The following is a 24868-nucleotide window of genomic DNA, read 5'->3' as shown; positions in this document are numbered from 1 at the left end:
TTCGAGTGAGTCTGCCCTCACCCCAGCCCTCTCCCCGAGGGAGAGGGGGTGGTACCGGCGCATCGGCTTAGACAACGGCACGCCTCAGCTAGGTAGGGTGGACAACGGCGCAGCCTTGTCCACGCGGGAAGGGTGTCGGGATGCCAGTGGAAAACGCTGCGCGGTTTTCCAGGCTACGAGGTTTCGAGCGAGTCAGCCCTCTCCCCGAGGGAGAGGGGGTGGTACCGGCGCATCGGCTGAACGACGGCACGCCTCAGCTAGGTAGGGTGGACAACGGCGCAGCCTTGTCCACGCGGGAGGTGCCGGGGTGCCAGTGGAAAACGCTGAGCGGTTTTCCACGCTACGAGGTTTCGAGCGAGTCAGCCCTCACCCCAGCCCTCTCCCCGAGGGAGAGGGGGTGGTAATGGCGCATCGGACGGACGACGGTACGTCTCTCTTTACATATCCTGCGGCGTTTCCCGGGCGGGGCGGTCGTCGGCGATGGCGGGGACGTGGAGGCCGGTCTTGGCCAGTTGCTGGCCTTCCATCTGCGGCTGGGTGGTCCAGGTGAGGATGTCGTAGTAACGGCGCACGTTCTGCACGAATTCCACCGTTTCGCCGCCGCGGGCGTAGCCGTAGCGGGTCTTGCTGTACCACTGCTTCTGCGCCAGGCGCGGCAGCATCTTCTTCACGTCCAGCCAGCGATCCGGATCCAGGCCCTGGGATTCGGCCAGGCGGCGGGCGTCGAGGATGTGGGCGATGCCGATGTTGTAGGTGGCCAGGGCGAACCAGGTGCGATCCGGTTCGTTGATGCTGTCGGGCAGCTCGTCGCGGATCTGGTCGAAATACTTGGCACCGCCGGTGATGCTCTGCTCGGGATCCAGGCGATTGGACACGCCCATGGCCTGGGCGGTGTTGTTGGTCAGCATCATCAGGCCGCGCACTCCGGTCTTGGAGGTGGCGTCCGGCGTCCATAGCGATTCCTGGTAGCCCATGGCAGCGAGCAGGCGCCAGTCCAGCTGATGCTTCTGCGCCACCTTGCGAAAGTGCTTCTCGTACTTGGGCAGGCGTTCCTGCAGGTGCTGGGCGAAGGTGTAGGCGCCCACGTAGCCGAGCACGTCGACGTGGCCGTAGTAGCGCTCCTTGAGCTGCTGCAGGGTGCCGTCGCGGCGGACCTTGTCGAGGTAGGCGTTGACCGCGTCGAGCAGGCTATTGTCCTCGCCGGGTTGCAGCGCCCAGGCCTGGCCCTGGTTGTCGCCGAGGTCGAAGGCCACCCGCACGTTGGGGAAATAGACCTGGTTCATGGCCAGTTCGTTGGAGTCCACCAGGGTCAGGTCGATCTGGCCTTCGTCGACCATGCGCAAGAGGTCGCTGACCTCCACCTGATCGGACTCGTCGAAGGTGAGCTCCGGCACCTGGGCCTGCAGCGCCCTGAGTTGCTGGGCCTGGCTGCTGCCCTTGAGCACCAGGATGCGCTTGCCGACCATGTCCTTGGGGGTGCTGGGGCGGACGGTGCCGTTGCGGTAGATGACCTGGGGTACCACATCCAGATAGCTGCGGGAGAATTTCAGATTCTGGCGATTGACCGAGGGCGTGAGGCCTGCGGCGGCGATCACCGGGCCGTCGGGCGCGGTCAGGCGATTGAAGAGGTCGTCGAGGTTGTCGGCGGTGCTGATTTCCAGGCGCACCTTGAGCGATTCGGCGAAGCCCTTGACCAGTTCGTATTCGAAGCCGGTCTCGCCGTTACGGTCCTGGAAATAGGTCGCCGGACTGTTGCGCGTCACCACGCGCAGGACGCCGGCCTGCTGCACCTGCTCCAGCGCGGTCGGCTTGGGCGGCGCAGGCACGTCCGCTTCCCCGCAGCTCATGAGCAAGGCGAGAAAGGGCAGGGTAAGCCAGGCGAATCGCTTGAAGGCTTTATTCAAATGGGCTAGCTCGGCCATACGGCATCAAAACGGCACTGGCGCCTTGCTGACGCGCCTCATCGGTCGGCCCCTCCGGGCACTCGTTATAGTCGGGACGCTCCGCGCCACCGGTCCGGCCAAAGGCTCTATCCTGAGCCCAATGTGGAGCCGCGTCCATGGGGCGCGGCAGGCCGTATCGGCGGGCAGTATACGCGAGAAGTGGCAAAGCGCCCATTTTATACATACAAGAGTGGTGGTAAGGCTGGATGAACCCTCGTCGCCGGAAGGTGTCCCCGGCGCGCCTTTAGGCTAGAATGCACGGCCCCAAAGTGACTTGGCCCCGAGGCTGTCCCCGATGCTGATCCTGCGCGGCGCTCCCGCTCTTTCTTCGTTCCGTCACGGCAAACTTCTCGACCAGCTGACTCGCCTGGTTCCCGGTGTCTCCGGGCTCTATGCCGAGTTCGTTCATTTCGCCGAAGTCGCCGGCACCCTGAGCGCGGAGGAAGAGGGCATCCTCGGCCGACTGCTGCAATACGGCCCCAGCGTCCCCCAGCAGGAACCCAGCGGCGCGCTGTTCCTCATCGTGCCCCGTCTGGGCACCATCTCGCCCTGGTCGAGCAAGGCCACCGACATCGCCCACAACTGTGGCCTGGCGCAGATCGAGCGCCTGGAGCGCGGCGTGGCCTACTACGTTGCCGGCGAGCTGGACGCCGCCGCCCATGCGCAACTGGCCGCGGCCCTGCACGACCGCATGACCCAGCGCGTGCTGCCGACCCTGGACGCCGCCGCCGACATCTTCAGCCATGCCACGCCCAAGCCGCTCACCGCGGTGGACGTGCTCGGCGGCGGTCGCGCGGCCCTGGAACAGGCCAACCTGGAGCTGGGCCTGGCCCTGGCCGAAGACGAGATCGACTACCTGGTGAAGAGCTTCACCACCCTGGGGCGCAACCCCCACGACGTCGAACTCATGATGTTCGCCCAGGCCAACTCCGAGCACTGCCGGCACAAGATCTTCAACGCCAGTTGGGACATCGACGGCGAGAGCCAGGAGAAGTCCCTGTTCGGCATGATCAAGAATACCTACGAGATGAACCGCACCGGCGTGCTGTCCGCCTACAAGGACAACGCCGCGGTCATGGAAGGCTTCACCGCCGGGCGCTTCTACCCCGACGCCGAGTCCCGCGAGTACGGCGCGCACAGCCAACCCGTGCACATCCTGATGAAGGTGGAGACCCACAACCACCCGACCGCCATCGCTCCCTTCCCCGGCGCCTCGACCGGCTCCGGCGGCGAGATCCGCGACGAAGGCGCCACCGGTCGCGGCTCCAAGCCCAAGGCGGGCCTGACCGGCTTCACCGTCTCCAACCTGAACATCCCCGGTTTCGAGCAGCCCTGGGAACAGCCCTACGGCAAGCCCGAGCGCATCGTCACCCCGCTGGACATCATGATCGAAGGCCCGCTCGGCGGCGCCGCCTTCAACAACGAATTCGGGCGTCCGGCCCTGGCCGGCTACTTCCGTACCTTCGAACAGCAGGTCGAGACCCCCCGCGGTCCCGAGGTGCGTGGCTACCACAAGCCGATCATGCTCGCCGGCGGCCTGGGCAACATCCGCGCCGACCACGTGCAGAAGGGCGACATCTCGGTGGGCGGCAAGCTCATCGTGCTGGGCGGCCCGGCCATGCTGATCGGCCTGGGCGGTGGCGCGGCCTCGTCCATGTCCACCGGCGCCAGCTCCGCCGACCTGGATTTCGCCTCGGTGCAGCGCGAGAACCCGGAAATGGAGCGCCGCTGCCAGGAGGTCATCGACCGCTGCTGGCAGCTGGGTGAAAACAACCCCATCACCTTCATCCACGACGTGGGTGCGGGCGGTCTGTCCAATGCCTTCCCCGAGCTGGTCAACGATGCCGGTCGCGGCGGTCGTTTCGAACTGCGCAACGTGCCCAACGACGAGCCGGGCATGAGCCCGCTGGAGATCTGGTGCAACGAGTCCCAGGAGCGCTACGTGCTCTCCGTGGACGCCGAGAACTTCGAGACCTTCAAGGCCATCTGCGAACGCGAGCGCTGCCCCTTCGCCGTGGTCGGCGAGGCCACCGAGGAGCGCCAGCTGACCGTGGCCGACAGCCACTTCGGCAACAACGCCGTGGACATGCCGCTGGACGTCCTGCTCGGCAAGCCGCCGCGCATGCACCGCAGCGCGACCCGTGAAGCCGAACTGGGCGACGCCTTCGATGGCGCCGGCCTGGACCTGACCGAGTCGGTGGAGCGCGTCCTGCGTCACCCGGCCGTGGCCAGCAAGAGCTTCCTGATCACCATCGGCGACCGCACCATCACCGGTCTGGTCGCCCGCGACCAGATGGTCGGCCCCTGGCAGGTGCCGGTGGCCGACTGCGCCGTGACCGCCACCAGCTTCGACGTCCACACCGGCGAAGCCATGGCCATGGGCGAGCGCACCCCGCTGGCGTTGCTCGACGCGCCCGCTTCCGGCCGCATGGCCATCGGCGAGACCATCACCAACCTGGCCGCCGCGCGGATCGATAAGCTCGGCGACATCAAGCTCTCTGCCAACTGGATGGCCGCTGCCGGCCACCCGGGCGAAGACGCGCGCCTCTATGAAACCGTCAAGGCGGTGGGCATGGAGCTGTGCCCGCAGCTGGGCATCACCATCCCGGTCGGCAAGGACTCCATGTCCATGAAGACCCGCTGGCAGGACGGCGGCGAAGACAAGAGCGTCACCGCGCCGCTGTCGCTGGTGATCACCGGCTTCGCCCCGGTGCAGGACATCCGCCGCACCCTGACCCCGCAGCTGCGCCTGGACAAGGGCCAGACCGACCTGATCCTCATCGACCTGGGTCGCGGCCAGAATCGCCTGGGCGGCTCCATCCTCGCCCAGACCCACGGCAAGCTCGGCCAGCAGGCTCCCGACGTCGACGAAGCCGAAGACCTCAAGGCCTTCTTCGCCGTGATCCAGGGCCTCAACCAGGACGGCCTGCTGCTGGCCTACCACGACCGTTCCGACGGCGGCCTCATCACCACCCTGGTGGAAATGGCCTTCGCCGGTCACTGCGGCCTGGCCCTGCGCCTGGATGCCCTGGCCGCCGACCGTGACGAGCTGACCCGTGCGCTGTTCGCCGAAGAACTGGGCGCCGTCATCCAGGTGCCCCAGGACTTCACCCATGAAGTGCTGGCCCAGTTCAGCGCGGCCGGTCTGGAAGACTGCGTGGCGGTCATCGGCAACCCGGTCAACGGCTACGAGATCAACATCCACTACCACGACGAGCACCTCTACCGGGCCGAGCGGCGCATGCTGCAGCGCGTCTGGAGCGAGACCAGCTTCCAGATCCAGCGCCTGCGCGACAACGCCGAGTGCGCCCAGCAGGAATTCGATGCCCTGCTGGAAGAGGATCATCCGGGGCTGTCGGCCAAGCTGGCCTATGACCCCAACGAAGACATCTGCGCCCCCTACATCAAGAAGGGCGTGCGGCCGCAGGTCGCCATCCTGCGCGAGCAGGGCGTCAACGGCCAGGTGGAGATGGGTGCGGCCTTCGATCGGGCCGGTTTCGCCGCCATCGACGTGCACATGAGCGACATTCTCTCCGGGCGCATCGACCTGGCGGACTTCAAGGGTGTGGTGGCCTGTGGCGGCTTCTCCTATGGCGACGTCCTCGGCGCCGGCGGTGGCTGGGCCAAGTCCATCCTGTTCAACGCCCGCGCCCGTGACGGCTTCCAGCAGTTCTTCGAGCGCACCGATACCTTCACCCTGGGCGTGTGCAACGGCTGCCAGATGGTCGCCAACCTGCGCGAGCTGGTGCCCGGCAGCGAATTCTGGCCGCGCTTCGTGCGCAACCGCTCCGAGCAGTTCGAGGCGCGGGTGGCCATGGTCCAGGTGCAGGATTCGCCGTCGCTGTTCCTCGCCGGCATGGCCGGGTCGCGGCTGCCCATCGCCATCGCCCACGGCGAAGGCTTCGCCGAGTACCCCAATCAGCAGGCGCTGGTCGCGGCTGACGTCTCCGGTACCGTGGCGCTGCGCTATGTCGATGGTCACAGCAAGGTCACCGAGACCTATCCGGCCAACCCCAACGGCTCGCCGCTGGGCATTACCGGTCTGTCCAGCCAGGACGGTCGCGTGCTCTTGATGATGCCGCACCCCGAGCGCTGCTTCCGGGCCGTGCAGAACTCCTGGATCCCGGCCGACTGGCAGGGCGAGGACGGCGGCTGGATGCGCCTGTTCCGCAATGCGCGGGTCTGGGTGGATTGAGGGTTCGGCGCCTGGCCAGGCTTGCTCGACCTGCGGTCGGGTGAGCCTGGCTCATACGCCCTTTTTCCAAACCGACGGCGAGCCACCAGGCGTCCGCCGCTGCGCTCTTACCCCCTCTCCCTCAGGGAGAGGGCTGGGGTGAGGGCCGCCCAGCCCGAGAGCGCCTTCCATGCTCAAACTCTGCTTCTACGTCCCCGACTCCCACCTGGAAACCGTCAAGCAGGCGATCTTCGCCGTGGGCGGCGGTCGCATCGGCCGCTATGACAGCTGCTGCTGGCAGGTCCGGGGCCTCGGCCAATTCCGTCCGCTAGCGGGCAGCCAGCCGCACCTGGGCGAGCAGGGCAGTCTCGAACAACTGGAGGAATGGNGGGTGGAGCTGGTGCTGGCCGANGAGCCGATCGCCCGCCAGGCCGTGGCGGCGCTCAAGGCGGCGCATCCCTATGAGACGCCGGCCTATGACGTGGTGCAGGTGCTGGATTTCTAGGGCTCAGGGATAGCCCAGGACCGCCTTGATCTGCGCCAGCTCACGCTCGATCCAGCGCGGATCCACCGCACCCCAGTCGCGAATCTCGTAGCCACCTGCGTTGTTGCGGGCGCCTTCACCCTGCACGAACTGGCAGTCGATATCCAGATCGGCCAGGGCCAGCAGGGTGTCCTGGGCCGTGCGCCGCGGCATGCCGGTGGCGGCCATCAGGGCTGGTACGCTGGTGGCGGTGCCACTGGCCACCAGCCAGGCCACATAGAGCCGGCGATAGAAGCTGGTCTTGGTCTTGCTCACATCCATGAGAATCGTCCTGGCAATAAAAAGCCCACCGCGAGGGTGGGCTTCAGGGGCATCAGAGGGTGGCGATGCGCTGCCGCTGGTCCACCAGCTTGGCCAGGGCCTGCTCGGCCTCGGCCAGTTTGGCGCGTTCCTTTTCCAGGACCTCGGCGGGCGCCTTGGCGACGAAGCCTTCGTTGCCCAGCTTGCCGCCGACGCGCTTGACCTCGCCTTCCAGGCGGCCGATCTCCTTGTCCAGGCGCGCCAGTTCCGCGTCCTTGTCGATCAGGCCGGCCATGGGCACCAGCACTTCCATCTCGCCGACCAGGGTGGTGGCGGACATCGGCGCTTCTTCACCGGCGGCCAGCACGCGGACCGATTCCAGCTTGGCCAGCTTGTTCAGCAGCGGCTCGAAATCGGCCAGGCGGCGCTGGTCCTCGGCACTGGCGTTGGCGACGATGATGTCGATGCGCTTGGCCATGGAAATCTTCATCTCGCCACGAATCTGCCGCACGCCCAGCATCAGTGCCTTGACCCATTCGATGTCGTCTTCGGCGGCGGCGTCGATACGCGCCTCGTTGGCCACCGGCCAGGGTTGCAGCATCAGGGTCTCGCCCTGGACGCCGGCCGGCGCCTTGAGGCGCTGCCAGATTTCCTCGGTGATGAAGGGCATGAAGGGGTGCGCTAGGCGCAGCACCACTTCCAGCACTCGCGCCAGGGTACGGCGGGTGCCGCGCTGACGCTCGAGGGAGGCGTTCTCGTCCCACAGCACCGGCTTGACCAGCTCCAGGTACCAGGCGCAGTACTCGTCCCAGACGAATTCGTAGAGCGCCTGGGTGGCCAGGTCGAAGCGGAAGGCGTCGAGCTGACGGGTCACCTCGGCCTCGGTGCGCTGCAGCTGGGAGATGATCCAGCGATCCACCGAGGACAGCTCGACGGGCTCGTCGTTGACGCCGGTGTCCTGGCCCTCGACGTTCTCCATGACGAAGTTCGCCGCGTTCCACAGCTTGTTGCAGAAGTTGCGATAGCCCTCGACGCGACCCATGTCGAACTTGATGTCGCGGCCGGTGGTGGCCAGGGAGCAGAAGGTGAATCTCAGGGCGTCGGTGCCGTAGCTGGCGATACCGTCCGGGAATTCGGCGCGGGTCTGCTTGGCGATCTTCTCGGCCAGCTTGGGCTGCATCAGGCCACTGGTGCGCTTCTGCAGCAGGGTGTCCAGGTCGATGCCGTCAACGATGTCGAGGGGATCGAGCACGTTGCCCTTGGACTTGGACATCTTCTGGCCCTGGCCGTCGCGCACCAGGCCATGGACGTAGACGGTCTTGAACGGGATCTGCCCGGTCAGATGGGTGGACAGCATGATCATCCGGGCGACCCAGAAGAAGATGATGTCGAAGCCGGTGACCAGCACGTCGGTGGGGTGGAAGGTCTTCAGCGCCTCGGTCTGCTCGGGCCAGCCGAGGGTGGAGAAGGTCCACAGGCCGGAGCTGAACCAGGTGTCCAGCACGTCGTCGTCCTGGCGCAGGGCGATGTCACCCAGGTCGTGCTTGGCACGCACCTCGGCCTCGTCGCGACCGACATAGACGTTGCCGGCCTGGTCGTACCAGGCGGGAATGCGGTGGCCCCACCAGAGCTGGCGGCTGATGCACCAGTCCTGAATGTCGCGCATCCAGCTGAAGTACATGTTCTCGTACTGCTTGGGCACGAATTGCACCTCGCCGCTCTCGACCACGGCGATGGCCTTGTCGGCCAGGGGCTTGGTGGAGACGTACCACTGGTCGGTCAGCCAGGGCTCGATCACGGTGCCGGAGCGGTCGCCCTTGGGCACCTTGAGCGCGTGGTCCTCGATCTTTTCCAGGCGCCCGGCGGCGTCCAGGTCGGCGACGATGCGCTTGCGCGCCTCGAAGCGGTCCAGGCCGGCATAGGCGGCGGGGAGGGTGGCGTCGAACATGCCATTGACGCTGCCGTCCAGGTTGAATACCTGAGCACCGGGCAGGATGGCCGCATCGGCGTCGAAGACGTTGATCAGCGGCAGGTTGTGTCTCTTGCCGACCTCATAGTCGTTGAAGTCGTGGGCCGGGGTGATCTTGACGCAGCCGGTGCCGAATTCGGGGTCGCAGTAGTCGTCGCCGACGATGGGAATGCGACGGCCCACCAGGGGCAGCTCGACGTACTGGCCGATCAGGTCCTTGTAGCGCGGGTCTTCCGGGTGCACGGCCACGGCGGCGTCACCCAGCAGGGTCTCGGGACGGGTGGTGGCGACCACCAGATGGTCCATGCCCTCGGCGGTACGGGCGCCATCGGCCAGCGGATAGCGCAGGTGCCAGAGGTGGCCCTTTTCGTCATGGCTTTCCACTTCCAGGTCGGAAATGGCGGTGTGCAGCTTGGTGTCCCAGTTGACCAGGCGTTTGCCGCGATAGATCAGGCCGTCCTCGTGCAGGCGTACGAAGGCTTCCTTGACCGCCTCGGAGAGGCCGTCGTCCATGGTGAAGCGCTCGCGCGACCAGTCCACCGAGGAACCCAGGCGGCGGATCTGCCGGCTGATGTTGCCCCCGGATTCGTTCTTCCATTCCCAGACCTTCTCGAGGAATTTCTCCCGGCCCAGGTCATGGCGCGACAGGCCCTCGGCGCCGATGCGGCGCTCCACCAGCATCTGGGTGGCGATGCCGGCATGGTCGGTGCCCGGCTGCCAGAGGGTGTTGCGGCCCTGCATGCGGCGGAAACGGATCAGGGCGTCCATGATGGCGTTGTTGAAGCCATGGCCCATGTGCAGGCTGCCGGTCACGTTCGGCGGCGGGATCATGATGGTGTAGGGCTCGCCCGACCCCTGGGGCGCGAAATAGCCCTGGCGTTCCCAGGTCTGGTACCAGGAGGTTTCGATGGCGTGCGGCTGGTAGGTCTTGTCCATGGAGGGGGCTTTTGTCGCTGGAAGAGGAAAGCCTCCGAGTATAGCGACTCCGGCCCGCCGACGGCAGGGCGCCTTGGCGCCCCGGGCTCAGGGACGCTGCAGCAATTCTTCCAGGCGCTGCTGCAGGCGGCGCTGCAGTTCGGCTTCCAGGCGCGGCAACTGTTCGTCGAGCAGTTCCTGGAGGATGGCCGGCGCCTCCTGGCGCAGACGCACCTGGGCCAGGTCTTCGTGGGGCGCGCTGGGCGTCACCTCTTCGATGACGTCCGGCACGATCTGGTCGAGCAGCGGTGGGATGGCCTTGAGCCGCTCGGCGCTGGGGGCGATGACGTCGGAGAGGATGGGGATGCCATCGACGCTGCTCGGATGGACCGCGCTGCGGCTCTTGTCGAGCACCTGGCGGATGGCTTCGAGGTCTTGCAGGACGTGCGCGGGAGGCTTGGTGCTGGTCATGAAATCAGACACGTGACAGCTGATGGTCCTGTAGAGCATAGCCAAGCTTGCGGTAGAAGCGAAAACCTTCGCGCATCGCCTGGCGCACTTCGGGGGCTTCGACGACCACTTCGGCGATGCGGGCGAAACCCGCATGGCAGGGCGGCGGGGCCAGGCTGAGGTTGATCAGCAGCTCGCCTTGTTGCTCGGCGGGCGTGGTCAGACCCAGCACCACGGGGCTGTCGCTGGCGTTCTCCGCCAGATCGTGGGGAACGAAGCTGTCGGGACGGAACGCCCACAGCTGCTCGTCCAGGCGCTGGCGCTGCTCGGCGTCGGCGCAATGTACATAGACCGGCATGCCCTGCTTCCAGGCCTTGTCCACCAGCCGGCAGGCGAAGGCCAGCCGCGCCGCGGGATCGGTGGAAGGCAGAACGTAGAAGTCGACACGGGTCATGGCGGATCACGAAGAAGGGGAGGGAAGCGGCAAGGCCGCGACGCAGTGGCGTCGCGGCCTCTATAGGCGTTAGCACGTGTTCAAAGTCTCGCGAGCTAGAGCCAAACAAGGCGAAAAGACCTGAGGAAGCGGAGTTTACAAAACGTAAATGAGCATTCCGAAGGTCTTTTCAACGCCGTTTGGCCGACGCGCAGCAGACTTTGAACAGGTGCTTAGGCCTCGGCGGTGCGGTCGAGCAGATACTGCACCAGCAGCGGGACCGGGCGACCGGTGGCGGCCTTGTCCTTGCCGCCGCTGATCCAGGCGGTACCGGCCACGTCCAGATGCACCCAGGGATAGGCCTTGGCATAGCGCGCCAGGAAGCAACCGGCGGTGATGGTGCCGGCCTTGGGGCCGCCGATGTTGGCCATGTCGGCGAAGGGGCTGTCCAGCTGCTCCTGGTACTCGTCGTGCAGCGGCAGTTGCCAGACGCGGTCGTCGGCGCGATCGCCGGCCTGCTTGACCTGGTCGATCAGGGCGTCGTTATTGCCCATCAGGCCCGAGACCAGCGAACCCAGGGCGGTGATGCAGGCGCCGGTGAGGGTGGCGATGTCGATCACCGCCTTGGGCTGGAAGCGCTCGGCGTAGGTGAGGGTGTCGCACAGCACCAGGCGGCCTTCGGCGTCGGTGTTGAGGATCTCGATGGTCTGGCCGCTCATGCTGGTGACGATGTCACCCGGACGGGTGGCGGTGCCGCTGGGCATGTTCTCGGCCAGGGCCAGGAGGCCGACCACGTTGATCGCCGGCTTGAGTTCCATGAGGGCGCGGAAGGTGCCCAGGACGCTGGCGGCGCCGCACATGTCGTACTTCATCTCGTCCATGCCGGCGCTGGGCTTGATGCTGATGCCGCCGGTGTCGAAGGTGATGCCTTTGCCGACCAGGGTGTAGGGCTGGGCATTCTTGGCGCCGCCCTTGTACTGCAGCACCACCAGGCGCGGCGGCTGGGCGCTGCCCTGGGCCACGGCGAGGAAGGAGCCCATGCCCAGTTCGCGCATCTTCTTCTCGTCGAGCACCTCGACGGAGAGCCCGGCGTCCTTGAACTGCTTGCCCAGGGCCTTGGCCTGATCGGCCACATAGACCGGGTTGCAGACGTTTGGCGGCAGGTTGCCGAAGTCCTTGGCGTAGGCGGTGCCGTGGGTGATCGCCAGGGCATGGGCCAGGGCGCGCTCGGCTTCCGGCTGGGAGGCCTTGGTGGTGACCAGGGTCAGCTTCTTCAGCGGCCGCGGCTCGGCCTTCTTGCTCTTGAAGCGATCGAAGACGTAGTCGCCATCGGCCAGGGTCTCGGCCAGCAGGCGCAGACGGGCATAGCCGTCGCGATTCTTGACCGGCACATCGCCGAGGGCGATGGCGGCGTCGCTGCCGCCCAGGCTCTTGAGCACGCTCAGGGCGCCGCTGGCCAGCTTGCGGTACTGGCGGTCGGAAAGCCCTTCACTGGCGCCGCTACCCACCAGCAGCACGCGCTCGGCCTTGATGCCGGGCAGATTGGTCAGCAGCAGGGTCTGGCCGGCCTTGCCGGCGATGTCGCCGCGCTTGACCGCCGCGCTCAGGGCGCCGGAGGTGGCGGCGTCCACGGCGCTGGCCGCTGCGTCGAGCGCACCGCCTTCACCGACGGCCACGACCAGCGTGGCGGTTTTCAGGGTTTCCGGACGAGCGTTTTTGACGACGAATTCCATTAGGAGAAGCTCCCCAAGACAAACACATGAGTTCGCAGGATATAATGCGGGGCTTTCGCCAGGGCCTTTCCCGGCGATCGGCCTTCAACGGGTGGGCCTTGCAACGCAAGCCATGCAGCCGAGCTAGTGTGAGCGTTCGCGCCAGAGCCTGACAACCCTGGAGAATCCTGTTTGATCGTCTTCCGCTATCTGTCTCGAGAAGTTCTCACCACCCTCGGTGCGGTCAGTGCCGTGCTGCTGGTGATCATCATGAGCGGCCGCTTCATCAAGTACCTGGCCCAGGCGGCCCAGGGCCTGCTGGATCCGGGCGTGCTCCTGCTCATCATGGCCTATCGCATTCCCGGCTTCCTGCAGCTGATCCTGCCGCTAGGCCTGTTTCTCGGCTTCCTGCTGGCCTATGGTCGGCTGTACCTGGACAGCGAGATGACCGTGCTCACCGCCACCGGCCTGAGTCCGCGCCGCCTGCTGGCCTACAGCATGGCCCCGGCCGCGGTGGTCGCCCTGATCGTCGCCTGGCTGAGTCTGTCGCTGGCGCCCCTGGGCGTGCAGAAGGTCACCACCATCCTCAACCAGCAGGATGCCATGACCGAGTTCGATACCCTCGAACCGGGTCGCTTCCAGTCCCTGAGGGACAACTCTCGCGTCACCTACACCGAGCGCCTGTCGGCGGATCGCAGCCAGCTGGGCGGGGTCTTCATCTCCGAGCGCAACACCTCCACCGCCGGCGGCAAGGACCGTGGCGTGGGCGTGCTGGTGGCCGACACCGGCCGGCAGGAAATCCACCCGGACGGCAGTCGCTACCTGATCCTGCAGAACGGCTTCCGCTACGACGGCGTGCCGGGCCAGGCCGACTACCGCGCGGTGCAGTACGACACCTACGGTGTGCTCCTGCCCAAGCCCGCGGTCAGCGAGGACATCAGCGAGCGTGATGCCGTGACTACCGGCGAACTGATGCGCAGCAACGACCTGCAGTACCGCGGCGAGCTGCAGTGGCGGCTGTCGCTGCCGATCCTGGTCTTCATCGTCACCCTCATCGCCGTGCCCCTGGCCAAGGTCAATCCGCGCCAAGGCCGCTTCCTCAAGCTGCTGCCGGCGATCCTGCTGTACATGGCCTATCTGTCGCTGCTGATCGCCGCCCGTGGCGCCCTGGACAAGGGCCGCCTGCCGCCGGCCATCGGGCTGTGGGGCGTGCACCTGCTGTTCCTGGTACTCGGCCTGCTGCTGGCCTTCTGGGAACCGCTCAAGGCGCGTCTGCGCGGTCACAAGCCGGAGGTGGCGGCATGAACAAGCTCGACTGGTACATAGGTCGCACCGTCTTCGTCAGCATCCTCGCGGTACTGGGGGTGATCGTCGGTCTGGCCCTGCTGTTCGCCTTCATCGACCAGCTCGGCGACTTCGACGACAACTACGGCGTCGCCGAGGCGCTCAAGTTCGTCCTGCTCACCACGCCGCGCCGGGCCTACGAGATGCTGCCCATGGCCGCGCTGATCGGCTGCCTGATCGGCCTGGGCACCCTGGCCAGCAGCAGCGAACTGATCGTGATGCGTGCCGCTGGCGTCTCCCTGGGGCGCATCGTCTGGGCGGTGATGAAGCCGATGTTCGTGCTGCTCATCGCCGGCATCCTGATCGGCGAGTACGTGGCGCCCTGGTCGGAAAACCTGGCGCAGAGCGGGCGGGCCCTGGCCCAGAGCGCCGGCAAGGCACAGAGTTCGCGCCACGGTCTCTGGCATCGTCAGGGACACGAATACACTCACGTCAACGCGGTGCAGCCCAATGGCCTGCTCCTGGGCGTGACGCGCTACGAATTCGACGACAATCGCCACCTGCTGCAATCCAGCTTCGCCCAGCGCGGCATCTATCGCGGCGATCACTGGGAGCTGGAAAACGTCAGCATCACCGACTTCGGCAATCGCCAGACCAGCGTGCGCCAGGAGCCCAGGGTCACCTGGAACGTCGAGCTGACCCCGCAGGTGCTCGACACCGTGATCATGGAGCCGGATGCGCTGTCGATCTCCGGGCTGTGGTGGTACATCCACTACCTGGCCGATCAGGGGCTGAGCAACAAAAGCTACTGGCTGGCGTTCTGGTCGAAGATCTTCCAGCCGCTGGTGACCGCCGCCCTGGTGCTGATGGCGATCTCCTTCATCTTCGGCCCGCTGCGCTCGGTGACCCTGGGACAGCGGATCTTCACCGGGGTGATCATCGGCTTCGCCCTGCGAATCTTCCAGGATCTGCTGGGGCCGTCCAGCCTGGTGTTCGGCTTCTCGCCGCTGCTGGCCGTGCTGGCACCGGCGCTGCTCTGCGCCGTGGCCGGGGTGCTCTTGCTGCGCCGGGCCGGCTAGGGCCCGGCGGCGCCGTCCGCTAGGCGGCGCCCTTGCTCACGACCGGTTGCGGCTGCAGCCAGCCGGCGTGGGCTTCGCAGAAGCTCAGGATTCGCTGCACGCGGCGGATCTGATCCCGATGGCGGCATTCGCCCACCACGGTACGCACCAACAGATCGACGTTCTGCATGTGGATCAGGCGCAGATCCGCGCTCATGTCGGGGCAGGCTTCCATCTCGTCCATGCGCGTCTCGCAACGCGAGAGCAGGCGCTCGATGAAGGCGGTGGAGAAGCGAGCGGGGGTCTGGGCCGTTTCCAGGTCCTTGACCGCCACCTGGGAGAGAGGGGAGAGCGTTTCCATGCGCAAGATCTCGCGTCCGTATCGATGTCTTACTATTGCATGCTTTGCCCTCGGGTTTCAGCTGCCGGTTGTCAGCTGGCTATCCGGTCGTTTGCCGGGCTCGGCGCGGATGTCCCGGCGTTTCGACGCCACCTCGAGCAGCGCTGATCGCGCCTCAAGATAAGACTGTTTCTGCTGCAGATCAGCCGGATGATCGATGGTGAGTCCGGCCAGATAGCGCTGCCAGGCGATCAGGTAGGCCTTCTGCGCATTGCGCAGCAGGCGATCTTGGCCGGTGGGTAACTGGCCCGTAGCCTGCTTTTCTTCGGCAGCGGCCTGGGTCTGGCAGCTGTTCAGCCGCTGGCGAAAGTCCGCCAAGCGCCCCTGCTCGCCCGCCAGGCGGGCGTTGTTGCCGTGCAGCACCAGCAATTCGCATCCATAGAGCGCACTGTGCAACCGGGCCTGCAGGGTCCAACTAGGCGAGCGATCCAGGTCGACAGCTGCACCGGCTGGCTGGGCCGGTTGCTGTACGGCGCAGCCTTGCAGTCCAAGCAACAGGACGATCAGCAGTGGTGCGGTTCGCCTCATACCTAGCCCTCGCTAAACAGATCGAGAATGCGAGCCTACTGGTAGCGTTCCCATTCGTGATACTTGTCCATCAGGTAATTCCCGACCGGCTGCCGCTTCTGGCAGTCCTCACCGCTCAGCGGACTCGGCTCGCAGATCGGGCCGGCATCGCTGTAGTGACTGCAGCCGGACAGTAGCAGTGCGAGGCCAAGCAATATCCATTTCAACTTCAACAGGCATCCTTCCTCATGATGAAAGCGGGAGTGGGGTGATCAAGAGCGTGCCTGATCAACGGGGCGGCGCATTCGTAAAGGTACAGAAGGCGCAGCGAGTGGAGACCCTCCAAGGCTGCGTATCTCGCAAATTCGGCCAATCTGTATGAATTGACAGTCTTGCTGCCCGGGTACCATACCCCTCCTGTCCTGATAGAGGCCGTCATGCAACTGAGCGACATTCCATTCGGAATCACTGATTGGTCGACAATCGAACCTGTAGTCCATGCGGGAACGACCGGCTCGGCTGTTTGGCGTACCTGCCAGTTTGGGGCAATACGAGTCCGCATGGTCGAGTACAGTGAGAGTTACCTTGCCGATCACTGGTGCAGCAAGGGGCACATCCTGCTGTGCCTGGACGGTCGATTGGATACCGAGCTGGTCGATGGTCGCGTCTTCACCTTGACCGCTGGCATGAGCTACCAGGTGGCCGACAATGCCGAGGCCCACAGATCCTCTACCGTGATTGGCGCCAGATTGTTCATCGTGGACTAAGGCTCGTCTCGAGGCCGCAACCCGGGCGCCCCAGGCACAAAAAAACCGCCTCAAGGGGCGGTTTCTTCGGCCTCCAGCCAACACGGAAAAGGCCTGGAAGGTACAGCTTGGTGCCCCGGGGGAGACTCGAACTCCCACTCCTTTCGGAAACGGATTTTGAATCCGCCGCGTCTACCGGTTCCGCCACCGGGGCAATGGCGGCGGAGTATAGGGACGCGGGCAGGCCCGGTCAATCCAAAGTGCGTTGGTGAAAAAGGCCGCTTCCGGTAAGCTGTGCGGCCTTTCGAGATCTACCTGCCATGCACGTCGCCGACTTCCATTTCGACCTCCCCGAATCCCTCATCGCCCGTCATCCGCTGGCCGAGCGCCGCGGCAGTCGATTGCTGGTGCTCGACGGCCCCAGCGGTGAGCTCAGTCATCGCCATTTCGCCGATCTGCTGGGCTATCTGCGGCCCGGCGACCTGATGGTGTTCAACGACACCCGGGTGATACCCGCGCGGCTGTTCGGCCAGAAGGCCAGTGGCGGCAAGCTGGAGATCCTGGTGGAGCGGGTGCTGGACGAGGAGCGGGTGCTGGCCCATGTGCGGTCCAGCAAGTCGCCCAAGCCGGGCAGCCGCATCCTCATCGACGGCGGCGCCGAAGCCGAGATGGTGGCGCGCCACGAGGCGCTGTTCGAGCTGAAATTCGCCGAGCCGGTGCTGCCGCTGCTGGAGCGGGTCGGCCACATGCCGCTGCCGCCCTATATCGACCGGCCTGACGAAGCCGAGGATCGCGAGCGCTACCAGACCGTCTATGCGCGCAATGCCGGCGCCGTGGCCGCGCCCACTGCCGGACTGCACTTCGACGAGCCGCTGCTGGAGGCCATCCGCGCCAAGGGCGTGGCGACCGCCTTCGTCACCCTGCACGTCGGTGCCGGCACCTTCCAGCCGGTGCGGGTGGAAAGGATCGAAGACCACCACATGCACCGCGAGTGGCTGCAGGTCGACCAGGCCGTGGTGGACGCCGTGGCCGCCTGCCGCGCCCGTGGCGGCCGGGTGATCGCCGTCGGCACCACCAGCGTGCGTTCGCTGGAAAGCGCCGCCCGTGACGGCGAGCTCAAGGCCTTCGCCGGCGAGACGGACATCTTTCTCTATCCCGGTCGGCCCTTCCACGTGGTCGATGCGCTGGTGACCAACTTCCACCTGCCCGAGTCGACCCTGCTGATGCTGGTGTCGGCCTTTGCCGGTTACCGCGAGACCATGGCCGCCTATGCCACGGCCGTGGCCGAGGGCTATCGCTTCTTCAGTTATGGCGACGCCATGTTCATCACCCGCAATCCCGGGGCCCAGGGCCCGGAGAGCTGATATGAGTTTCATGAATTTCGAATTGCTGGCCACCGAGGGCAAGGCCCGTCGCGGTCGCCTGACCTTTCCCCGCGGCGTGGTCGAGACCCCGGCCTTCATGCCGGTCGGTACCTACGGCACGGTCAAGGGCATGCTGCCCGACAGCGTCGCCGACATCGGCGCCCAGATCATCCTCGGCAACACCTTCCACCTCTGGCTGCGCCCGGGGACCGAGGTGATCCAGCGCCACGGCGACCTGCACGACTTCATGCAGTGGCAGGGACCGATCCTCACCGATTCCGGCGGCTTCCAGGTGTTCAGCCTGGGCGCGCTGCGCAAGATCAAGGAGGAGGGCGTCTACTTCGCCTCGCCGGTGGACGGCGCCAAGGTCTTCATGGGGCCCGAGGAATCCATGGCGGTGCAACGCGCCCTGGGCTCGGACATCGTGATGATCTTCGACGAGTGCACCCCTTATCCAGCGGACTTCGACACCGCGCGCCGCTCCATGGAGCTGTCGCTGCGCTGGGCCAAGCGCTCCCGCGAAGCCCATGGCGACAACCCCTCGGCGCTGTTCGGCATCGTCCAGGGCGGCATGCACGAGGAACTGCGCCTGAGGTCCCTGGAGGGCCTGGAAGGCATCGGCTTCGACGGCTACGCCATCGGTGGCCTGTCGGTGGGCGAGCCCAAGGAAGAGATGATCCGGGTGCTGGACTTCCTGCCGCCGCACCTGCCGGCGGACAAGCCGCGCTACCTGATGGGCGTGGGCAAGCCGGAAGACCTGGTGGAAGGCGTGCGCCGTGGCGTCGACATGTTCGATTGCGTGATGCCCACCCGCAACGCGCGCAACGGCCATCTGTTCATCGACACCGGTGTCCTCAAGCTGCGCAATGCCGTGCACCGTCACGACGAGACGCCGCTGGACCCGACCTGCGACTGTTACACCTGCAAACATTTCTCCCGGGCCTATCTGCACCATCTGGATAAATGCGGGGAAATGCTGGGGAGTATGCTGAATACGATCCACAACCTGCGGTATTACCAGCGCGTGATGGCCGGTTTGCGCCAGGCTATCCAAGAGGGTAAATTGGCCGACTTTGTGGACGCCTTCTATGCTCGGCGCGGCCTGCCTACGCCGCCGCTCGACAGCTGAAAGCCCCTGTCCGATCGCCCTGGCGAAACGGCGCTCGCGCGTCCTTCGTCAGGGGCGTGAGCAGGGTCTCGAGGCGGTCGGAACGGCGGCGAGCGACCCCCGGCATCTCTTCTTTTTCCGTCATCCAACTCTGCAAGGAGTAGTGCAATGAGTTTTCTGATTTCCACGGCCCAGGCCCAGGAAGCTGCCGCGCCGGCCGCCAACGCTGCACCGGGAGGTGAATACATTCAGTTCATCTTCCTGATCGGCTTCGTGGTGATCTTCTATTTCCTGATCTGGCGTCCCCAGGCCAAGCGCACCAAGGATCACAAGAACCTGATCGGCGGCCTGCAGAAGGGTGACGAAGTGGTGACCACCGGTGGCATCGCCGGTCGCATCAACAAGGTCACCGACGAGTTCGTGGTGCTGGAAGTGTCCGACAACGTCGAGCTCAAGTTCCAGAAGGGCGCCATTGCCGCGACCCTGCCGAAGGGCACCCTGAAGGCCCTCTGAGTCTTCCTCAATCTAGCTAATATCGGGGCGCGCAAGGCGCCCCGCCTTTATCTCGGGCGGTGTCATGCTCAACAAATATCCCCTCTGGAAGTACCTGCTGATCCTGGCCGTACTGGTCGTGGGCGTCATCTATTCGGTTCCTAATCTGTACCCCGACGATCCGGCCCTGCAGATCAGCGCTTCCAGCACCGAACGCACGGTGACCCCTGCCGATGTGCAGCGGGTGAACGCGGCTCTGGCGCAGGCGCAACTCGCCGTGAAATCCAGCGACGTCAACGAGAGCGGCAGCCGGGTGCTGATCCGCCTGATGCGCGCCGACGATCAGCTGCCGGCCCAGGAAGTGGTCCGCCGCACCCTTGGCGACGACTTCGTGGTCGCCCTGAACCTGGCGCCCACCACCCCGCAGTGGCTGCGCAAGCTCGGTGCCAGCCCCATGAAGCTGGGCCTGGACCTGTCCGGTGGTGTGCACTTCCTGCTGGCTGTGGACATGGACAAGGCCGTGGACGCGCGCCTGAAGGTCTATGACAACGAGGTCAAGACCCTGCTGCGTCGCGAGAAGGTGCGCTATCGCAGCATGCCCGACCAGAACGGCGCCCTGCAGCTGGGCTTCACCGATGCCGCCGATCTGCAGCAGGCGCAGAGCCTGATCCGCAAGAACTACACCGATTTCGAGCTGACCACCGACACCCGTGGCGACCTGCAGGTGCTGCGTCTGCAGCTGACCGAGGCCAAGCTGCGCGAGATCCGCAACTATGCCGTCACCCAGAACCTGACCACGGTGCGCAACCGGGTCAACGAACTGGGCGTGGCCGAGCCGCTGGTGCAGCGCCAGGGCGCCGACCGCATCGTGGTCGAGCTGCCGGGCGTGCAGGACACCGCCGAAGCCAAACGCATCCTCGGCAAGACCGCCAACCTGGAATTCCGCCTGGCCGCCACCGCGGACACCCCGCGCGCCTCCACCGAGAGCTTCGAATTCCGCGAGCCCGGTCGTCCGGCGGTACCGCTGGAGCGTAACGTCATCATCACCGGTGACCAAGTCACCGACGCCTCGGCCAGCTTCGACGAGAACGGCCGGCCCCAGGTCAACATCCGCCTGGATGGCCATGGCGGCGACCTGATCAATCGCGCCACCCGCAGCAACGTCGGCCGCAGCATGGCCGTGGTGTTCATCGAGCAGCGTCCGGTCACCCGCTACACCACCCAGACCGTCGACGGCGTACAGAAGGAAGTGGCGGTGCCCGGCTTCGAGGAGGAGCGGCGCATCATCAGCCTGGCGACCATTCAGTCGGCCCTGGGCAATAGCTTCCGCATCACCGGCCTGAACGGCTCGGGCGAGGCTTCGGAACTGGCGCTGCTGCTGCGTGCCGGTGGCCTGGCCGCACCCATGTACTTCGCCGAGGAGCGCACCCTCGGCCCAAGCCTGGGTGCCGACAACATCGAGAAGGGTATCGATGCCTCGCTGTGGGGCATGGTCTTCGTCTCGCTGTTCCTGATCGCCATCTACCGCTTCTTCGGCCTGCTGGCGACCATCGCCCTGGGCTTCAACATGGTGCTGCTGATGGCTCTGATGTCCATCCTGCATGCCACCCTGACCCTGCCGGGCATCGCCGGTATCGTCCTGACCATGGGTCAGGCGGTGGACGCCAACGTGCTGATCTTCTCGCGGATCCGCGAAGAGATCGCCAACGGCATGCCGATCCAGCGCGCCATCCATGAGGGCTTCAGTCGCGCCTTCACGGCGATCCTGGACTCCAACCTGACGACCCTGCTGGTGGGCGCCATCCTGTTCGCCATGGGCACCGGGCCGGTCAAGGGCTTCGCCGTGACCATGTCGCTGGGTATCTTCACCTCCCTGTTCACCGCCATCTTCGTGACCCGTGCCATGGTCAACCTGATTTATGGCGGCCGGAACGTCAAGAAGCTGTGGATTTGAGGACGCGGCGATGAAAAAGACCATCAACTTCATGGGCGTACGCAACATCGCGTTCGCCATCACCGCGCTCCTGACCGTTCTGGCGCTGTTCAGCTGGTTCTACAAGGGGCTGAACTTCGGCCTGGACTTCACCGGCGGTACCCTGATCGAGCTGCGCTACGAGCAACCCGCCGACCTCGGCAAGATCCGTCAGGAGCTGCAGGGCGCCGGCTTCGAGGAGGCGGTGGTGCAGAGCTTCGGCGCCACCACCGATGTCCTGGTCCGGATGCCGGGTGACAACCCGCAGCTGGGCCAGCAGGTGACCAGCGCGTTGCAGAAGGCGAGCACCGAGCGCTTCTCCCTGACCCGTACCGAGTTCGTCGGTCCGCAGGTGGGCGAGGAACTGCGTGACCAGGGCGGCCTGGGCATGCTGCTGGCCCTAGGTAGCGTGCTGGTCTACGTGGCCTTCCGCTTCCAGTGGAAGTTCGCCGTGGGCGCGATCATTTCGCTGGTGCACGACGTGGTGGTGACCCTGGGCCTGCTGTCGTTCTTCCAGATCACCTTCGACCTGACGGTGCTGGCGGCGGTCCTGGCCATCATCGGCTACTCGCTCAACGACACCATCGTGGTGTTCGACCGGGTGCGGGAGAACTTCCGGGTACTGCGCAAGGCCAGTCTGATCGAGAACATCAACGTCTCGACCACCCAGACCCTGCTGCGCACCCTGGCCACCTCGATCTCGACCCTGCTGGCCGTGGCGGCGCTGCTGTTCTTTGGCGGCGACAACCTGTTCGGCTTCTCCCTGGCGCTGTTCATCGGCGTGCTGGCCGGTACCTACTCGTCGATCTATATCGCCAACGTGGTGCTGATCTGGCTGGACCTGAAGAGCGAGGACCTGATTCCCCCGCAAGCCAAGGAACTCGACGACCGTCCCTGATGTCCCAGGCATGGCAAAGGGCCAGGTGCCCGCTATGACAGAGTAGTCAGGAGGTTGTAGTGAACAAGTCGATGCTCGTAGGTACGGTTCTGGGAGCCATCGTCGCCACCGCTGGTGGCGCCGTGGCGTACAGTTTCGTCGACCGCGGGCCTCAGTACGCCGAGGTCGTCGCCGTCCAGCCGGTCAAGGAAACGGTCAAGACCCCGCGCGAGGTCTGCAAGGAGGTCGCGGTGACGCATCGGCGGCCTGTTCAGGACCAACACCAGATCGCCGGGACCGCCGTAGGCGCGGTCGTCGGCGGTCTGCTGGGCAACCAGGTCGGCAACGGCAGCGGCAAGACCCTGGCGACCATCGCCGGTGCCGTGGGCGGTGGTTACGCCGGCAACAAGGGTCAGGAATACATGCAGAACCGCGACACCTACACCACCACCCAGACCCGCTGCAGCACGGTCAACGACAGCAGCGACAAGGTGGTCGGCTATGACGTCAAGTACCTGCTGGATGGCAAGATCGGCCAGGTCCGCATGGACCACGAGCCGGGCAAGCAACTGGAAGTCAAGAACGGCCAGGTGCTGGCCAGCCAGTGATCCGCGTAGCCGGCTGAAGCCGCTAGGCATCAGCCAACAAAAAACCCGCTACCAGGTGACTGGTAGCGGGTTTTTTGTTGGGTCTGGCCCGGTGATCCGAAAGCTCTGCCGCTCCGGCCAGGGCGCGTAGGGCGCCCTGGCCGGTGTCGTCATTTAGACGGCGGGGCGGGGGGTTTCTGCTTTGGGCCGAAGCCACCGCCGGGCGGAGATCCACGCCGGCGCCTCGAACAGACCGTTGATGCCGCGGGCTTCCAGCAGCTTGGCGATGGCCACCGGCACCAGGATGCCGAAGGCGCAACCGGCAACGATGTGCAGCAGGCCGTCGTTGATGTGCAGGCCCTTGCTCAGGACGATGCGAGCGCCACTGCCGCTGAGCACGTGCATCACATAGATGGGCATCGACAGCGCGCCCAGGGTCAGCACCCATTGCAGCGGTCGCTGCGCCAGCACCATGCAGAGGCTGCTGACGAAGACGATACCGTTCAGCGCCAGCACCAGGGTGGCCAGGCCGCGATCGGTGTAGACCAGACCCAGCAGGCCGTGGAACCAGTATTCGAGCACCACGAACAGCAGACCCGAACCTAGCATCACGCGACCGGCCTGTTCCTCGATGGCCTGCTTGAAGTTGTTGAACCAGACACCAAAGGCGAAGAACACGAAGTTCTGCGCGGTAAAGGTGAAGAAGAAGTCTTCCGGGCCGGCGTTCTGGAACAGATAGACCAGGGCGCCAAAGGCGAACACGGCGAAGAAGGCCAGCGGCTTGGCCCAGCGATAGGCGAGCATGGCCAGGCAGAACACCAGGAACAGCGCATAGAGGAACCAGAACTGCTGGCGTGGCTCCCAGACCGTCAGGACTTCGCTGAAGCTGACGCCGCCATTGGTGTAGCGCGACATCAGCGCCTCCACCGAGCCCTGCAGCAGCGACCAGACCAGGAAGGGATAGACGATGGTGTCGATCTTGTTCACCAGCAGGCCGCCGGTGCCGCGCTTGATGAAGGAGCTGTAGAAGAACAGGCCGGACAGGAAGAAGAACAGCGGCATGTGGAAGCTGTAGATGACGCTGTCCACCAGGCCGTGGAATTCGGCGTCCTGCAGGATGCCGGCGTTGAGCAGGCCGCGGACGACATGGCCGTAGACGACCAGCACGATGCCTATGGCCTTGGCATAGTCGACCCAGAGATTGCGAGTGTTCATTGAATGATCCTTTTCAAAAGAGAACCTGTGCAGCTGAAGCCAAAGCACTGGGGCAAACGAAAGCGGGAACGCTGCGGCGCCAGGGCGCGCGTTGCGACAGGTTCGGTCATGGTAGGACTCCCGAAGGAACGACGTCCGTAAGTAGCCGGTTACAGGAAGGGGCTCCTTGCCCGCGTTCTGACCGTGGCTATCTGCCATTGTTCATGGCTTGTTTCCGGCCATACGTGAACGGGGCAACACTTTGATGGCCAAAGGCCCAATTGTCCGACGAGCTGTAACCGGATGTTTAGAGAGAATCTTTGACGAACTGCAGCTGCTTCTCCTTGAGCAGGGGCTCGTAGCGCGGCGAGGTATAGATCAGCAGGACCTGCTTCTTGCGTGCCGCCTGGGCGCTGAACTTGTAGACGACGGTGTCGTGATCGAAGGCCAGATAGGCCTGGGCGTCGTCGTCCTGGGTCAGGCGCTCGAAGGCGGCGGCCGACGACTGGGAAGAGGGCTTGCCGTATTTCTGGGTGAGGCCTTCGGCGATCAGGAAGGACTGCGCCAGGGGCGTGACGATGGACAGGCGCAGGAAGCGGCCATCGATGAAGAAGGCGCCGGCCTCGACCTTTTCACCGGCGAAGGTCAGGTCGGTGCATTCGAAATACTCGACGCCAACGACGTCGATCTTGCGCGGCTGGAAGGTGCAGAGCTTTCTCGCCAGAAAGGCTTTCTGCTCGGTGCCGAAGGCGATCCCGGCGTAGCCGTCGACGGCCTGAGCCAGCGCCGGGACAAGCGCCAGTAGCGCCAACAGGGGCGCGCGCAGAGGCGACAGGTAGGACCTGACGGTCATGGTGATCCGGATTCCCTTCACGAAGGCCCTTGGGCCCACTCAACCC

Annotated in this window: 22 protein-coding genes and 1 tRNA gene; 11 read left to right on the top strand and 12 right to left on the bottom strand. The window is 65.5% G+C overall.

What is annotated here, in order from left to right; all coding sequences use genetic code 11:
• Positions 1–437 precede the first annotated feature (437 nt).
• Complete coding sequence (mltF, locus tag PSK12I2_RS0102985; RefSeq protein WP_027597238.1) at positions 438–1922, bottom strand: membrane-bound lytic murein transglycosylase MltF; 1485 nt, start codon at positions 1920–1922, stop codon at positions 438–440.
• Between the two features lie 316 nt (positions 1923–2238).
• Here mltF and purL point away from each other — a divergent pair, with 316 nt between their 5' ends.
• Positions 2239–6138, top strand: a complete 3900-nt coding sequence (purL, locus tag PSK12I2_RS0102980; RefSeq protein ID WP_027597237.1) for a phosphoribosylformylglycinamidine synthase — start codon at positions 2239–2241, stop codon at positions 6136–6138.
• A gap of 169 nt (positions 6139–6307) precedes the next feature.
• Positions 6308–6622, top strand: coding sequence for an NGG1p interacting factor 3 protein, NIF3 (locus PSK12I2_RS0102975; protein WP_027597236.1), 315 nt, complete (start codon positions 6308–6310; stop codon positions 6620–6622).
• Positions 6623–6625: 3 nt separating this feature from the next.
• Here the strand turns inward: PSK12I2_RS0102975 and PSK12I2_RS0102970 are convergent, their stop codons facing one another.
• The 5 genes from PSK12I2_RS0102970 to PSK12I2_RS0102950 all read right to left on the bottom strand — a co-directional run bounded on the left by PSK12I2_RS0102970 (position 6626) and on the right by PSK12I2_RS0102950 (position 12401).
• Positions 6626–6922, bottom strand: coding sequence for a helix-turn-helix domain-containing protein (locus PSK12I2_RS0102970; RefSeq protein WP_027597235.1), 297 nt, complete (start codon positions 6920–6922; stop codon positions 6626–6628).
• A gap of 52 nt (positions 6923–6974) precedes the next feature.
• Entirely contained in the window at positions 6975–9806 is a 2832-nt protein-coding gene (locus tag PSK12I2_RS0102965; protein ID WP_027597234.1) for a valine--tRNA ligase, read from the bottom strand.
• Positions 9807–9893: 87 nt separating this feature from the next.
• Positions 9894–10256, bottom strand: coding sequence for a hypothetical protein (locus tag PSK12I2_RS0102960; RefSeq protein WP_027597233.1), 363 nt, complete (start codon positions 10254–10256; stop codon positions 9894–9896).
• A 4-nt stretch (positions 10257–10260) separates the two neighbouring features.
• On the bottom strand, positions 10261–10689 hold the full coding sequence (locus PSK12I2_RS0102955) for a DNA polymerase III subunit chi (RefSeq protein WP_027597232.1): 429 nt from the start codon (positions 10687–10689) through the stop codon (positions 10261–10263).
• Between the two features lie 212 nt (positions 10690–10901).
• Positions 10902–12401, bottom strand: coding sequence for a leucyl aminopeptidase (locus PSK12I2_RS0102950; protein WP_027597231.1), 1500 nt, complete (start codon positions 12399–12401; stop codon positions 10902–10904).
• A 171-nt stretch (positions 12402–12572) separates the two neighbouring features.
• Between PSK12I2_RS0102950 and lptF the strand changes: the two genes are divergently transcribed.
• Complete coding sequence (lptF, locus tag PSK12I2_RS0102945; RefSeq protein ID WP_027597230.1) at positions 12573–13685, top strand: LPS export ABC transporter permease LptF; 1113 nt, start codon at positions 12573–12575, stop codon at positions 13683–13685.
• Positions 13682–14743: an LPS export ABC transporter permease LptG gene (lptG, locus tag PSK12I2_RS0102940; RefSeq protein WP_027597229.1), complete on the top strand. Its 1062-nt coding sequence runs from the start codon at positions 13682–13684 to the stop codon at positions 14741–14743. Before lptF ends, lptG begins: the two co-directional genes overlap by 4 nt.
• Before the next feature lie 19 nt (positions 14744–14762).
• Here lptG and PSK12I2_RS0102935 read toward each other — a convergent pair whose 3' ends face one another.
• The 3 genes from PSK12I2_RS0102935 to PSK12I2_RS24785 all read right to left on the bottom strand — a co-directional run bounded on the left by PSK12I2_RS0102935 (position 14763) and on the right by PSK12I2_RS24785 (position 15856).
• A complete protein-coding gene (locus PSK12I2_RS0102935) occupies positions 14763–15083 on the bottom strand; it encodes a hypothetical protein (protein WP_007162970.1) in 321 nt (106 codons plus the stop codon).
• Between the two features lie 57 nt (positions 15084–15140).
• Positions 15141–15491 carry a hypothetical protein gene (locus PSK12I2_RS0102930; protein WP_177324632.1) on the bottom strand — a complete coding sequence of 117 codons (351 nt, stop codon included), beginning with the start codon at positions 15489–15491 and terminating at the stop codon, positions 15141–15143.
• A gap of 194 nt (positions 15492–15685) precedes the next feature.
• Positions 15686–15856: a hypothetical protein gene (locus tag PSK12I2_RS24785; RefSeq protein WP_156930116.1), complete on the bottom strand. Its 171-nt coding sequence runs from the start codon at positions 15854–15856 to the stop codon at positions 15686–15688.
• A 210-nt stretch (positions 15857–16066) separates the two neighbouring features.
• Between PSK12I2_RS24785 and PSK12I2_RS0102920 the strand changes: the two genes are divergently transcribed.
• Complete coding sequence (locus PSK12I2_RS0102920) at positions 16067–16396, top strand: DHCW motif cupin fold protein (protein ID WP_027597227.1); 330 nt, start codon at positions 16067–16069, stop codon at positions 16394–16396.
• Positions 16397–16504: 108 nt separating this feature from the next.
• Here the strand turns inward: PSK12I2_RS0102920 and PSK12I2_RS0102915 are convergent.
• Positions 16505–16589 (bottom strand) — tRNA-Leu (locus PSK12I2_RS0102915).
• Between the two features lie 106 nt (positions 16590–16695).
• On the opposite strand from PSK12I2_RS0102915, the gene queA reads away from it, so the two are divergent.
• The 6 genes from queA (at position 16696) to PSK12I2_RS0102885 (ending at position 22796) form a co-directional block, all read left to right on the top strand.
• Positions 16696–17739, top strand: a complete 1044-nt coding sequence (gene queA / locus PSK12I2_RS0102910) for a tRNA preQ1(34) S-adenosylmethionine ribosyltransferase-isomerase QueA (RefSeq protein WP_007162953.1) — start codon at positions 16696–16698, stop codon at positions 17737–17739.
• A 10-nt stretch (positions 17740–17749) separates the two neighbouring features.
• Entirely contained in the window at positions 17750–18868 is a 1119-nt protein-coding gene (gene tgt / locus PSK12I2_RS0102905) for a tRNA guanosine(34) transglycosylase Tgt (RefSeq protein WP_007162952.1), read from the top strand.
• Positions 18869–19015: 147 nt separating this feature from the next.
• Positions 19016–19360 carry a preprotein translocase subunit YajC gene (yajC, locus tag PSK12I2_RS0102900; RefSeq protein ID WP_007162951.1) on the top strand — a complete coding sequence of 115 codons (345 nt, stop codon included), beginning with the start codon at positions 19016–19018 and terminating at the stop codon, positions 19358–19360.
• 64 nt (positions 19361–19424) lie between these two features.
• Positions 19425–21293, top strand: coding sequence for a protein translocase subunit SecD (secD, locus tag PSK12I2_RS0102895; RefSeq protein ID WP_027597225.1), 1869 nt, complete (start codon positions 19425–19427; stop codon positions 21291–21293).
• Between the two features lie 10 nt (positions 21294–21303).
• A complete protein-coding gene (secF, locus tag PSK12I2_RS0102890) occupies positions 21304–22209 on the top strand; it encodes a protein translocase subunit SecF (RefSeq protein WP_027597224.1) in 906 nt (301 codons plus the stop codon).
• Positions 22210–22268: 59 nt separating this feature from the next.
• Entirely contained in the window at positions 22269–22796 is a 528-nt protein-coding gene (locus PSK12I2_RS0102885; RefSeq protein WP_007162948.1) for a glycine zipper 2TM domain-containing protein, read from the top strand.
• A gap of 153 nt (positions 22797–22949) precedes the next feature.
• Here the strand turns inward: PSK12I2_RS0102885 and PSK12I2_RS0102880 are convergent, their stop codons facing one another.
• Both PSK12I2_RS0102880 and PSK12I2_RS0102875 read right to left on the bottom strand, forming a co-directional pair.
• Entirely contained in the window at positions 22950–23990 is a 1041-nt protein-coding gene (locus PSK12I2_RS0102880) for an acyltransferase (protein ID WP_027597223.1), read from the bottom strand.
• Positions 23991–24276: 286 nt separating this feature from the next.
• Positions 24277–24822, bottom strand: coding sequence for a hypothetical protein (locus PSK12I2_RS0102875; RefSeq protein WP_037007471.1), 546 nt, complete (start codon positions 24820–24822; stop codon positions 24277–24279).
• Positions 24823–24868: the final 46 nt, after the last annotated feature.

The organism is Pseudomonas sp. MOIL14HWK12:I2 (assembly GCF_000510745.1).
GTDB classification, from domain to species: domain Bacteria; phylum Pseudomonadota; class Gammaproteobacteria; order Pseudomonadales; family Pseudomonadaceae; genus Chryseomonas; species Chryseomonas oryzihabitans.
The sequence above is the reverse complement of the archived record's forward strand: the minus strand, read 5'-3'. Positions and strand labels throughout refer to the sequence as shown.

Coding starts and splice junctions, on each gene's coding strand:
- mltF (WP_027597238.1), bottom strand. CDS start 1,922: ATGGCCGAGCTAGCCCATTTGAATAAAGCCTTCAAGCGATTCGCCTGG.
- purL (WP_027597237.1), top strand. CDS start 2,239: ATGCTGATCCTGCGCGGCGCTCCCGCTCTTTCTTCGTTCCGTCACGGC.
- PSK12I2_RS0102970 (WP_027597235.1), bottom strand. CDS start 6,922: ATGGATGTGAGCAAGACCAAGACCAGCTTCTATCGCCGGCTCTATGTG.
- PSK12I2_RS0102965 (WP_027597234.1), bottom strand. CDS start 9,806: ATGGACAAGACCTACCAGCCGCACGCCATCGAAACCTCCTGGTACCAG.
- PSK12I2_RS0102960 (WP_027597233.1), bottom strand. CDS start 10,256: ATGACCAGCACCAAGCCTCCCGCGCACGTCCTGCAAGACCTCGAAGCC.
- PSK12I2_RS0102955 (WP_027597232.1), bottom strand. CDS start 10,689: ATGACCCGTGTCGACTTCTACGTTCTGCCTTCCACCGATCCCGCGGCG.
- PSK12I2_RS0102950 (WP_027597231.1), bottom strand. CDS start 12,401: ATGGAATTCGTCGTCAAAAACGCTCGTCCGGAAACCCTGAAAACCGCC.
- lptG (WP_027597229.1), top strand. CDS start 13,682: ATGAACAAGCTCGACTGGTACATAGGTCGCACCGTCTTCGTCAGCATC.
- PSK12I2_RS0102935 (WP_007162970.1), bottom strand. CDS start 15,083: ATGGAAACGCTCTCCCCTCTCTCCCAGGTGGCGGTCAAGGACCTGGAA.
- PSK12I2_RS0102920 (WP_027597227.1), top strand. CDS start 16,067: ATGCAACTGAGCGACATTCCATTCGGAATCACTGATTGGTCGACAATC.
- queA (WP_007162953.1), top strand. CDS start 16,696: ATGCACGTCGCCGACTTCCATTTCGACCTCCCCGAATCCCTCATCGCC.
- tgt (WP_007162952.1), top strand. CDS start 17,750: ATGAATTTCGAATTGCTGGCCACCGAGGGCAAGGCCCGTCGCGGTCGC.
- yajC (WP_007162951.1), top strand. CDS start 19,016: ATGAGTTTTCTGATTTCCACGGCCCAGGCCCAGGAAGCTGCCGCGCCG.
- secD (WP_027597225.1), top strand. CDS start 19,425: ATGCTCAACAAATATCCCCTCTGGAAGTACCTGCTGATCCTGGCCGTA.
- secF (WP_027597224.1), top strand. CDS start 21,304: ATGAAAAAGACCATCAACTTCATGGGCGTACGCAACATCGCGTTCGCC.
- PSK12I2_RS0102880 (WP_027597223.1), bottom strand. CDS start 23,990: ATGAACACTCGCAATCTCTGGGTCGACTATGCCAAGGCCATAGGCATC.
- PSK12I2_RS0102875 (WP_037007471.1), bottom strand. CDS start 24,822: ATGACCGTCAGGTCCTACCTGTCGCCTCTGCGCGCGCCCCTGTTGGCG.